The sequence below is a fragment of the Pseudomonas sp. Sample_23 genome (assembly GCF_004307595.1).
GTDB classification, from domain to species: domain Bacteria; phylum Pseudomonadota; class Gammaproteobacteria; order Pseudomonadales; family Pseudomonadaceae; genus Aquipseudomonas; species Aquipseudomonas atacamensis.
Map to the genome: position 1 here is coordinate 1 of NZ_RCNX01000069.1, position 11,675 is coordinate 11,675.

Genomic DNA, 11,675 nt, shown 5'->3' on the forward strand with positions numbered 1-11,675 from the left:
GCCAACCCGCTGCGCTCGGTCAAGGGTGATGCGCAATCGGTGGCGGATGTGCTGGCCAGCGTGAAAACTCCGGTGGTGCTGGTCGGCCACTCTTACGGTGGCCCGGTGATCAGCGAAGCCGCTTACGGCAATGCCAATGTCAAAGCGCTGGTGTACGTCGCTGCGTTCGCTCCGGAAAAGGGTGAAACCGCAGCCGAATTGTCCGGCCGCTTCCCTGGCAGCACTCTTGGCCCGACCCTGTCGGCCCCGGTTGAGCTGGCCGATGGTGGCAAGGATTTGTACATCCAGCAGGACAAATTCCATGAGCAGTTCGCAGCCGATGTTTCCCCGGCAGATGCGAAGTTGATGGCCGCGACCCAGCGCCCGGTGACCGTCGCCGCGCTCAACGAAGCCGCCACCGAGCCCGCATGGAAAACCGTGCCGTCGTACTTCGTCTACGGTGACCAGGACAAGAACATCCCGGCGCAAGCCCTGGCGTTCATGGCCGAGCGCGCGCACTCCAAGCAGACCGTCGTGGTCAAAGGCGCTTCGCACGTGGTGATGGTGTCCAACCCGAAAGCCGTTGCCAGCCTGATCGAAACCGCTGCGGCCGCAAACTGATCCAGCGCTGAGTTGAACCTTGAAGCCTTAGCCGTGAACCCTGTTCACGGCTTTCAACGCTGGGTGGTGTTGCAGCCGCTCGCTGAGAAAATCCACAAACGTGCGCACCTTCGCCGGTACGCGCGGATGTTTCAGATAGACCAGTTGCACCGGTAACGCCGGCGGCTCAAAGGCCTGCAACACCAATTCCAGTTCACCGGCCGCAACCTGGCTGGCGACTTGATAAGACAGCACCCGGGTAATGCCCCAACCGGAACTGGCGATGTTGATCGCCGCCTGATTCGCGGTGACCACCAGACGCGGTTCGAAGCGAAAGCTCAACGGGCCATCGGCATGGGCGAATTGCCAATCGCTGAGCAAATGACTGGCGGACGACATGACGATATTGGCGCGGCTCAGCTCGTTCGGATGTTGCGGTCGGCCATAGCGGGCGAAGTAATCCGGCGTGCCGCAAATCACTTGGCGGACCTCGCCGACCTTGATTGCATGCTGATTGTTTTCGTGCAGATGGCCGATGCGTACGGCGACATCGATACCCTCTTCCGCCATGTTCACCACGCGATCGACCAGCAACGCCTTCAGATGCACTGAAGGAAACGCATCGACGTATTGCGCCAGCAACGGCGCGATGAACAGCTCGCCAAACAACACCGACGCGGTCACGCTCAAGTGCCCGCACGGCACCCGATAACTGCCGGCGGCCGCCTCTTCGGCTTCGTCGACGTCGCACAGAATTCTTCGGCAATCGTCCAGATAACGATGCCCGGCTTCGGTCAGGTGCAGGCTGCGCGTGGTGCGCGACAACAGGCGCGTGCCGATGCGTTGCTCCAGCGCGGCAATGGCGCGGGTGACGCTGGGGGGCGAGGTGTTCAAACGCCGGGCCGCCGCCGCAAAGCCACCCTCCTCGGCCACGGCCAGGAACATGCGCATTTCCTGAAAACGATCCATAGACGGGATCCTGTAAAAAACTTCGAAAACACAGTGAAATCATGTGGGAGCGAGCCTGCTCGCGAAGGCATTCTGTCAGTCAACATCACCGTTGAATGACACACCGCTTTCGCGAGCAGGCTCGCTCCCACAGGATATGTGCATCGTTGTGAATCAAGCTGTTTGCAGGCCCACCGCTGTACGCTGCATGCCGACGAATTTCGGCAGCGCCTTGACCCGCGCCAGCCACGCCCGCACATTCGGGTAATCCTCCAGCGAGACATTGCCTTCCGGTGCGTGGGCGACGTAAGTGTAGGCGGCCACATCGGCAACGGTTGCCTTATCGCCGGCAAGGAATGCGCTGTTGGCCAACTCGTCTTCCATCACCTGCAACAACGCATGGGAACGCTTGATCGCATCAGCTGCGTCGTAACCGGCGCCGAAAACCGTGATCAAGCGCGCCGTGGCCGGGCCGGAGCTGATCTGCCCGGCAGCCACCGATAACCAGCGCTGCACCTTGGCTTGTTCGACCGGATCGCTCGGCAGCCACTGGCCGTTGCCGTATTTGCTCGCCAGATAAACCAGAATGCCGTTGGAATCAGCGAGCACCGTACCGTTGTCGTCAATCACCGGCACCTGGCCGAAACGGTTGAGGGCGAGGAATTCAGGGGTTTTGTGTGCGCCCTTCATCAGGTCGACGAACAGCAGTTCGGTCGGCACATCCAGCAGGGACAACATCAACTCGACGCGATGCGAGTGGCCGGACAACGGATGGCGGTACAGTTTGACGGCTGACTGAGACATGACGTGCTCCTGGATTATTTGAGGTCGACCCGCTGATCGTGTCGATGGGTCTCATCCTGCTCCCCTGCCGCAAATCGCGGAATCCTCAGCAAATACAATCGAGCATTTCAGCCAGTGAAATAATCACCCGCCTCCTTAGGCGCGCGCAGGGATCATTTCACCGAGTGAAACAGTGGATTGCAGTTTCTGGCCATTCCCTCGCAACCAGCCGGGGGCGAACATGAGCCCAACTTGAGCTTCAGCCCCAGGCGGCTCACCGGCCCGTTTGTACCCGAGGAGAATCGAAATGGACACAGCGTCGAAACCGCAGCCCTCGCCCTGGCATGAAGGTGAGCTGACCCTGCAACGTGCCGTCGGCGCGGTGGAGATGATGGTCGGTGTCGGCCAGCGGCAACTGGCCCGCGACTGGATGCCGGACCAGCACCGCGAGTTCTATGCGCAACTGCCCTTCGTCGTGCTCGGCGCCGTCGACAGCCAGGGCGATCCGTGGGCAACGCTGCGCACCGGTCAACCGGGGTTCATGGATTCGCCGTCACCACAGGTTCTGAAGATCAAACTCGACGCGCAGCCCAACGACCCGGCCAATCAAGGCCTGCAACCCGGCGATGCGATCGGCATGCTCGGCATCGAGCTGCACACCCGTCGGCGCAATCGCATGAACGGCAATATCAGCCGCCGCGAGGACAACAGCCTCGAGATCAGCGTGACCCAGGCTTACGGCAACTGCCCGCGCTACATCAATCTGCGCCACTACGCGTTCGTCGATGAGACCACCGACAACGCGCTCGACTTGCCGGTCAGCGAACCCTTGGTGCGCGACATGATCACCGCCGCCGACTCGTTCTACGTGGCCACTTACGTGGTGCGCGACGGTGAGCGCCAAGTCGACGTGTCCCATCGCGGCGGCAAATCCGGTTTCGTGCACATGGACGAAGACGGCACCCTGACCATCCCGGATTTCTCCGGCAATCTGTTCTTCAACACCTTGGGCAACATCCTGCTCAACCCGCGCGCCGGGCTGACCTTCATCGATTTTGAAAGCGGCGATCTGTTGCAGATGACCGGTAGCGCGGAAGTGCTGCTCGACGATCCGCAAATCGCCGCGTTTCAGGGTGCCGAACGTCTGTGGCGCTTCAGGCCACAGCGCATCGTTTACCGTCAGGCCGCATTGCCACTGCGCTGGGCCGAGCAGCCGGAAGGCGATTCGCCCTATTCGCAAATGACCGGCAGCTGGGAACAGACCCGCGAGCGTCTGCAGGCCGAGGCGCTGCGCAATCAATGGCGCGCGCTGCACGTCACGCGGGTGGTCGATGAGAGTCCGCAGATCCGCTCCTTTTACCTGCAAGCCAACGACGGCTTCGGCCTGCCGCGCTTCGAACCGGGCCAGCACTTGCCGATCAAGGTCTTGCTCGACGGTCAGGATGCCGCGTCGATCCGCACCTACAGCGTGTCCAGCGCGCCGTCGGACGAGTTCCTGCGCATCAGCGTCAAACGCGATGGCTCGGTGTCTTCGCATCTGCATGATCGGGTCCAGGCACTTGACTTGATCGAAGCCCGCGCGCCGCAAGGCGATTTCACCGTCGACGCCACCGAACGCCGGCCACTGGTGCTGTTGGCCGCTGGCGTTGGGGTGACGCCGTTGCTGTCGATGCTGCGCGAGGTGGTCTATCAGGGCAAACGCATCAGCCGCATGCGCCCGACCTGGGTGGTGCAAAGCAGTCGCACCGTCGAGGATCTGGCCTTTCGCGAAGAAATCGACGCCTTGGCTGCGCGCGCCGGTGACAAGGTCAAGGTGCTGCGCGTGGTCAGCCAGCCGCCGCTGGACGCAACAGCGCAGGGTTACGATCATGCCGGGCGCATCGACGTCGCCCTGCTGAAGAGCCTGCTGCCGCTGGATGACTACGATTTCTACCTGTGCGGCCCGGGCAGCTTCACTCAGGCGCTGTACGACGGCTTGCGCAAAATGCGCATTCCCGATGATCGCATCCACGCCGAAACCTTCGGCCCGTCGACACTGATCCGCGATGTCGAAATCAGCACCCCGGCGCCGCCGCAGGTGCCGGTCGCGGAAGAGCCGGTCAAGGTATTGTTTGCGACGTCCGGCAAGGAAGCACGCTGGGAACCGGGCAGCGGCACCTTGCTGGAACTGGCCGAGGCACGTGGCTTGAATCCGGAGTTCAGCTGTCGCGGCGGCTCGTGCGGCACCTGCAAAACCCGCCTTACCAGCGGCCAGGTGCATTACCTCACCCCGCCGGCCATGCGCCTGGCGGACGACGAAGTGCTGATCTGCTGCGCCGCCCCGGCGCAGGGCAGCGAAACCCTGGTGCTGGACGTTTGAATCATGAGGAGGTGCGCCATGAAGCCGTATGCAGAAACCAACGTCGTTTGGCCGCAAGAGAAAACCGGACTGTCCGCCAGTGAATGCGAACGCAGTTTTTTACTGCCGCAACTGATGGGTTCACTCGCCGGTGAAACCTGCGCGTTGACGGGCTCATTCAATCAACGTGAGCATCTGCCTTCAAGCCCGAACGGCTGGTTTTCCCGCGGGCTCAAGGCGTTGTTTGCTTAGGCTTTGCTAACAGCCGCCACCCTGCCCGCCGGCCGGTGCTGGCGGCTGGTGACCAGGCCAATGAACGAGATCAGCAGCGCCAGGCCAATGGTCGAAGTCACTTCCAGGCGATGTTCAGGGGTGATCATCATCACTGCCAACGCCGCGCAGATAAAGGCGATAACCAGCCAGGTGAGCCAGGGAAACAGCCACATGCGCAAGGTCATTTCGACCTTTTCCCGTTCCAGTCGGCGGCGCATGCGCAACTGCGAAATGGCGATCACCAGATACACCAGCAAGGCGATTGCGCCGGAGCTGGCGAGCAGGAACTGGAACAGCCCGGCCGGCATGAAATAGCTGAGTAACGTCACGCCTGCGCCGATCACCGTGCTGGCAATGACCGCCGCGCGTGGCACGCCGGCCGCCGAAGTCACCTTCAGTGCCGGCGGCGCATCGCCGCGTCGGCCCAGCGAATAGAGCATGCGCGAGGAAATGTAGATCGACGAGTTCATGCAACTGGCCACCGCGATCAATACGACCACGTCGACGAGGAATTTGGCGTTGGGGATGTTCATCAGTTCCAGTGCGCGCTGGTAGGAACCGACCGAGGCAAGTTGCGGGTCATTCCACGGCACCACGGAAATCACCACGAAGATCGACAGCAGATAGAAGATGCCGATGCGCCAGATCACCGAGCGCGTGGCCTTGGCGATGTTCTGCGCCGGATTGTTCGATTCCGCAGCGGCGATGGTCACCGCTTCGGTGCCGATGAAACTGAACATGATGGTGATGAACGCGCCGACCACCGCCGACATACCGTTCGGCGCAAAGCCGCCGTGCTCGGCCATCAGCGTGCTCAAGCCACTGGCTTCACGCTCGGGAATCCAGCCCATCAGCACCGCAAAGCCCAAGCCGATGAAACCGATGATTGCGATGACCTTGGCCATGGCGAACCAGAATTCGAACTCGCCGTATTTCGACACGCTGAACAGGTTGGTGATCACCAGCAGCACGATCGACAGCAAAGCGAACAACCACGCATCGACCTGGGGAAACCACTGATTGAGCACGTGCCCGGCGGCCAAGGCTTCGATGGGAATCACCAGCACCCAGAACCACCAGTAGAGCCAGCCAATGGTGAAGCCGGCCCAGCGGCCTATGGCTTGATCGGCGTAGGTGGAAAACGAGCCGGTGTCGGGATGCGCCACGGCCATTTCGCCGAGCATGCGCATGACCAGCACGACCAGCAGACCGGAGAACAGATAAGCGAGCAGCACCGCAGGTCCTGCGGCGGCGATGGCGTGGCCTGAGCCAACGAAAAGTCCTGCGCCGATGATGCCGGCAATGGAAAGCATGGTGACGTGACGCGGTTTGAAACCTTGCGCCAACTGACCGTTGGAGTCCTTGGGGTTCAGGCTAGTCATGGGTTTTTATTGTTCTCATGATCGACGTTTGGGCCACTGACTGAGCGTCAGGCGATCATCATTTCCGGTGTCGGCATCAGGCGAAAGCTGCGACGCAGACGCTTTGCCGACGAAATGATGCTTCACCTTACGTGGCCCGACCGCCGCGCAACTAGCCTGAGTGCGGCATGCCGATGTCTGATTTCGACATGCCACTCTCAGGCCAGCATGGGTCGGCGGCAACCGCTGCGGCAATTTACAGCGTGTAGGAAATCCCCACCTGTACGGTTCGCGGCGCGCCCGGGTAGGCGTAAACGTTGCCGAAGGCGCCTTCTTCGTAGTCGCGATCGAAGATGTTTTTCACATCGAGATTGAGGCGCACCTTGTCGTTGACCTTGTAGAAGCTCAGCAGGTCGACCACGGTGTAACTGCCCATGGAAAACGCGGTGTTGGACGTCTGCCCGGCGCGCTCGTCGACGTATTTCAGGCCAGTGCCAAGGCCAAGACCTTTGAGCGTGCCGTCCTGGAACTCGTACATGTTGAGCAGGCTGAAGCTGTTCTTCGGGATGTTCAGCAGGCGCGTGCCGGAGCGCAGCGTGTTGTCCTTGGTCACTTCGGCGTCGACGTAGGCGTATCCGCCGACCACTCGCCACTCCGGGGTGAGATTGCCGGTGACGTTGACGTCGAAACCACGGCTGCGCACTTCACCGGCGGCGACGCTGAAGGTCGAATCCACCGGGTCGGTGGTCAGCACGTTGCGTTTTTCGATCTGGTAGATCGCCGCGTCGACGCTCAACTGCTGATCCAGCGCTTCCCACTTCACGCCCATCTCGTAGGATTTACCCTTCTCCGGGGCGAAGCCGCCGCCTTCGCGACTGGCGCCGGTGTTGGGCTTGAACGAGCGCGCGGTGTTGGCGTACACCGCCAGGGTTTCGGTCAAATCGTAGGTGACGCCGATACGCGGGGTGACGGCGTTGTCGCTGGCCTGCCAGCTCTTGCCGCCCGGCACGTAGGTTTCGTAATCGTGCTCGAAGCGCTCGAAACGTGCGCCGGCCAGCACTTTCAGTTTGTCGGTCAGGGCGACCTGATCCTGCACGAACGCGGCGTAGGTCTTGAGGTTTTCCTTGTCGTGAGTCGGTGTGCGGGTCAGCGCCGGGCGTGGCTGGCCGTAGACCGGGTTGAAGATGTCGATCGGGTAGGCACTGACCGCGCCGCTGGAGCGCTGGATGATCGACTTGTAGTCGTAATCTTCGTACTCGATGCCGGTGAGCAAGGTGTGCTGCAGACCGCCAGTGTCGAAATGCCCGGTGAGGTTGAGCTGGGTGTCCTTGTCGGTCCATTCCAGCTTGCGGTAGTTGAAGTTACGCCCCAGCGTGCGGCCGTCAGCGGCAATGCCGTTGGCCTCGATCGCATTGCCCTTGAGCGAGCCGTCGAGCCACTGGAAACCGCCGCCCAGGGTCCAGTCGTCGTTGAGCATGTGCTCGAAACGCAGTTGCGCCATGTTGTTGTCGTTGTGCAGCTTGCCGACGTCCTTCTCGCCAAAGAAGGTATCGCGCGAGGCAGTGCCGATCTGCGCCGGGTAGCGCGTCACGCCGCGATCGAGCGGCGCGTTGTTGCGCATGAAGTCGCCTTCGAAAATCAGCTTGGTCGCGTCGGTGGCCTGCCAGGTCAGCACCGGCGTGATGCCGTAGCGCTCGGTCTCGACATGATCGCGGAAGGTGTCACCGCCCTCGCCCACCACATTCAAGCGATAGGCCAGACGCCCTTCTTCGTCGAGCGGCCCGGAAGCGTCGAGGGTGCCGCGCTTCATGCCTTGGTCGTTCAATTGGCTGCCTAACGTAACGGTGCGCTCGGGCAACGGCTGTTTCGACACCACGTTGAAGGTACCGCCGGGATCGCCACGACCATAGAGCATGGTCGCCGGACCGCGCAGCACTTCCAGGCGCTCGATGGTGTTGGCGTCGGGCATGTTCGGGTAGCCACGGTTGATCGGGAACCCGTTGCGGTAAAACTCACCGGTAGTGAAGCCGCGCACGGTGAAAGTGGTCAGGCCCTGCCCCCCGAAGTTGTTCGCCCGACCGACGCCACCGGCGTAATCCAGCGCATCCTGCAAACGCGTGGCGCCGAGGTCTTCGACGGCGTCTTTGGTGACCACGCTGATTGACTGCGGGGTTTCATGAATCGAAGTGTCGGTGCGCGTGGCGCTGGCCGAACGCGTCGCGCGGTAGCCTTGAACCGGGCCGTCTGCCCTTTCGTAATCCGCTGTGCCGACCACGTCGGTGGCTTCCAGCTCCAGCGTTGAAGAAGTCGGTTCGGCTGACTCAGCCCACGAGGAAGAAGACAACGCCTGCAGCACACAAATGGAAAGCAGAGTTCGACGCATGAGGTGAAAACCTTTACGAATAGGCCAGAACGAAGGGCAAAACCGCCAATGAAAACGCGGCGCATGGTATACGGTCGCATTAGTAATTGAAACGTATTCTTATTTGTCATGTTGATCAGGATTGGTGAGCGGGATTCATCACTCCATCCTGAAACCGCGCATTATCAGCAGCGCGTCGATGGCCTAGGCTCGTAGAGATCCGACGTCAATCGATGGCTGCGCCGCGCTACGTGGGCGCCGCCAGCCTGTCTGAAAGGAATTTGCAGATGAAATTCGACACCCCTGCCGGCTCCAATCCGATCGACCAGCTGAACGTCATCGGCCAACCTGCCGACCGCATCGACGGCAAGCTGAAAACCACCGGCACCGCCCCCTACGCCTACGAGCAAAACGCAGCGGTGCCGGACGCCGCCTATGGCTATATCGTCGGCGCCGGGATCGGCAAGGGGCGCATTGCCTCGATCGATTCGACGCAAGCGCGGGAGGCGTCCGGGGTAATCGCCATCGTCACTTACGAAAACGCCGGGCCATTGGCCAAAGGCGAGTTTTACGTAGCCAGGGCCTTGGCCGGGCCGCAGGTCGATCACTATCACCAGGCCGTAGCGATTGTCGTCGCGGACACCTTTGAACAGGCGCGCGCGGCCGCCGGCTTGCTCGACATCCGCTACGTGGCCGAAGCGGGTTCATTCGATCTGGCGGCTGCGAAAGACTCCGCAACCCCACCGCCACCGGCCGGCTTCGGCCCGCCGCCGCAGACCAGCGTCGGTGACTTCGAAGGCGCCTTCAACGCTGCGCCAGTGCAAATCGATCAGCACTACAGCACGCCTGACCAGGCCCACGCGATGATGGAACCGCACGCAACCATTGCCCGCTGGAGTGGCACGCAGTTGACCTTGTGGACATCGATCCAACAGATCAACTGGGGCGTGCGCGATCTGGCGAAAACCCTCGGCATCGCCAAGGAAGATGTGCGCCTGATCTCGCCGTATATCGGCGGTGGTTTCGGCGGTAAGGGCACGATTCTTTGCGACGCAGTGTTGGCATCCCTGGCCGCTCGACATGCCGGGCGACCGGTGAAAGTCGCGCTGCCGCGGCCGCTGATGTTCAACAACCTGACCCATCGTCCGGCGACGCTTCAGCGCCTGCGCATCGGTGCCAACCGTGACGGCGTGATCACGGCGATCGGCCACGAGAGCTGGTCGGGCAATCTGCGCGGCGGACGCGCCGAAGCGGCTACCGCGTCAACCCGATTGCTTTACGCCGGGGCCAATCGCATGACCCGTTTGAATCTCGCCGTGCTCGATCTCGCCGAGGGTTCGGCGATGCGCGCGCCGGGCGAGGCACCCGGGATGATGGCGCTGGAAATCGCCATGGATGAACTGGCCGAAAAGCTGCAGATGGATCCGCTGCAGTTGCGCATCCTCAACGATTCGCAGGTCGATCCGGAGCAACCGTCGCGGCCGTTCTCCAAACGGCAGTTGGTGGAATGCCTGAACACTGGGGCCGAACGCTTTGGCTGGCGTCAGCGCAACCCTCAACCCGCTCAGCGTCGTGAGGGCGGTTGGCTGATCGGCATCGGGCTGGCCTCGGCGATTCGCGGCGCACCGACGACCGCTTCGGCGGCGCGGGTGCGACTCGATCGTCAAGGCGTCATCACCGTGGAAACCGACATGACCGACATCGGCACCGGCAGTTACACCATCATCGCCCAGACCGCTGCCGAAATGATGGGCGTGCCGCTGGACCGTGTCGTGGTGCACTTGGGCGATTCGCGGTTTCCGGAATCGTCGGGCTCCGGCGGCCAGTGGGGCGCCGCCTCCTCCACTGCCGGGGTGTATGCCGCGTGCCTGAAACTGCGTGAAGCCGCCGCTCACGCCGTCGGGATTGACCCGCAGCAAGCGGAGTTTGTCGACGGGCAAATTCGCGCAGGCTCGCAGCAGGTTGCCTTGGCTCAGGCCGCAGCCAATGGCGAGCTGACGGGCGAGGACCGCATGGAATACGGCGACCTTGCCCAGCGCTTCGCCCAGCAGACCTTCGGCGCGCATTTCGCCGAAGTCGCGGTCAATGCGGCGACCGGCGAAATTCGCCTGCGTCGGCAACTGGCCGTGTGCGCCGCCGGGCGCATCCTCAACCCGAAAACTGCGCGCAGCCAGATCATCGGCGGCATGACCATGGGCGCTGGTGCGGCATTGATGGAAGAGCTGGCGGTGGATCATCGAATCGGCTTTTTCGTCAATCACGATCTGGCCGGATACGAGGTGCCGGTGCACGCCGACATTCCCCATCAGGAAGTAGTATTTCTCGATGAAGTCGACCCGTATGCCACCCCGCTGAAGGCCAAAGGCGTCGGTGAGCTGGGTATCAGCGGCGCGGCAGCGGCCATCGCCAACGCGATCTATAACGCCTGTGGCGTACGGGTGCGCGATTATCCGATCACACTGGATAAACTCATCGGCGAGTTGTCCTACCCGGTCTGAGACCGGATCACGCAGGATATCGCCCATGTACCCCACCACCCCCGATGGCCGCTATTTTGTGGTCAAGCAACAGCTGTGGCGCTGTAGCAATCCATCACTGGCAGCCGCCGAGCGTGAGGCGTTTGTAGCCGAACTCATGTCAGCGCGGCGTGCGGTCAAAGAGGCAAAGCGTGGCGACGATGCACAGGCCTTGAAGTCAGCGAGAGCTCGCGTCAACGACGCCAAAGTCGCGCTGGGTGAACGCGGGCCGGTGTGGTGGGATGACGGCAGCCCGGATTACAACCGTTTCAAAGTGAGCAATACACCGTATGCGCAGTGGTTTGCCCAAATGCCAGACAAGAACGGCGGACCTGCCTGAGTACTGATGGCCTGTAGAACCCCAATCAAACAAGCAACGCAGGTCCCCTGTGGGAGCGAGCCTGCTCGCGAATGGTTTGGGTCAGGCGATGAAGATGTTGAATGTGCCGACGTCTTCGCAAGCAGGCTCGCTCCCACACTGGATTTTGCGTGTCGCCGGGATTTGGCACACGCCG

The 11,675-nt window shown here is 62.0% G+C and carries 9 protein-coding genes and 1 pseudogene; 6 read left to right on the top strand and 4 right to left on the bottom strand.

All coding sequences use genetic code 11. The features are described from left to right. Window positions 1-600 (top strand): alpha/beta hydrolase (locus D8U82_RS18010; protein WP_130902657.1); only part of this gene is annotated, 600 nt, incomplete at its 5' end. A 27-nt stretch (window positions 601-627) separates the two neighbouring features. Here D8U82_RS18010 and D8U82_RS18015 read toward each other — a convergent pair. After that, window positions 628-1,548 (bottom strand): LysR family transcriptional regulator, encoded by a 921-nt coding sequence (locus D8U82_RS18015; protein WP_016774781.1) that lies wholly within the window; start codon window positions 1,546-1,548, stop codon window positions 628-630. A gap of 43 nt (window positions 1,549-1,591) precedes the next feature. Between D8U82_RS18015 and D8U82_RS28645 the strand changes: the two are divergent. After that, window positions 1,592-1,681, top strand: a pseudogene (locus D8U82_RS28645) (metal ABC transporter ATP-binding protein); the annotation flags it as partial. Window positions 1,682-1,701: 20 nt separating this feature from the next. Here the strand turns inward: D8U82_RS28645 and D8U82_RS18025 are convergent. After that, entirely contained in the window at window positions 1,702-2,331 is a 630-nt protein-coding gene (locus D8U82_RS18025; protein ID WP_130902658.1) for a glutathione S-transferase, read from the bottom strand. A gap of 286 nt (window positions 2,332-2,617) precedes the next feature. Between D8U82_RS18025 and D8U82_RS18030 the strand changes: the two genes are divergently transcribed. Continuing rightward, window positions 2,618-4,669, top strand: coding sequence for a pyridoxamine 5'-phosphate oxidase family protein (locus D8U82_RS18030; protein WP_130902659.1), 2,052 nt, complete (start codon window positions 2,618-2,620; stop codon window positions 4,667-4,669). 18 nt (window positions 4,670-4,687) lie between these two features. Next, complete coding sequence (locus tag D8U82_RS18035) at window positions 4,688-4,900, top strand: hypothetical protein (RefSeq protein ID WP_130902660.1); 213 nt, start codon at window positions 4,688-4,690, stop codon at window positions 4,898-4,900. Here D8U82_RS18035 and gabP read toward each other — a convergent pair. Both gabP and D8U82_RS18045 read right to left on the bottom strand, forming a co-directional pair. Next, window positions 4,897-6,303, bottom strand: coding sequence for a GABA permease (gene gabP / locus D8U82_RS18040; protein WP_071172494.1), 1,407 nt, complete (start codon window positions 6,301-6,303; stop codon window positions 4,897-4,899). The genes D8U82_RS18035 and gabP overlap by 4 nt on opposite strands. A 235-nt stretch (window positions 6,304-6,538) precedes the next feature. Next, entirely contained in the window at window positions 6,539-8,665 is a 2,127-nt protein-coding gene (locus D8U82_RS18045; protein ID WP_130902661.1) for a TonB-dependent siderophore receptor, read from the bottom strand. Window positions 8,666-8,931: 266 nt separating this feature from the next. Between D8U82_RS18045 and paoC the strand changes: the two genes are divergently transcribed. Then, a complete protein-coding gene (gene paoC, locus D8U82_RS18050) occupies window positions 8,932-11,142 on the top strand; it encodes an aldehyde oxidoreductase molybdenum-binding subunit PaoC (RefSeq protein WP_130902662.1) in 2,211 nt (736 codons plus the stop codon). 25 nt (window positions 11,143-11,167) lie between these two features. Continuing rightward, a complete protein-coding gene (locus tag D8U82_RS18055; RefSeq protein WP_130902663.1) occupies window positions 11,168-11,500 on the top strand; it encodes a hypothetical protein in 333 nt (110 codons plus the stop codon). The last annotated feature ends 175 nt before the right edge of the window (window positions 11,501-11,675 follow it).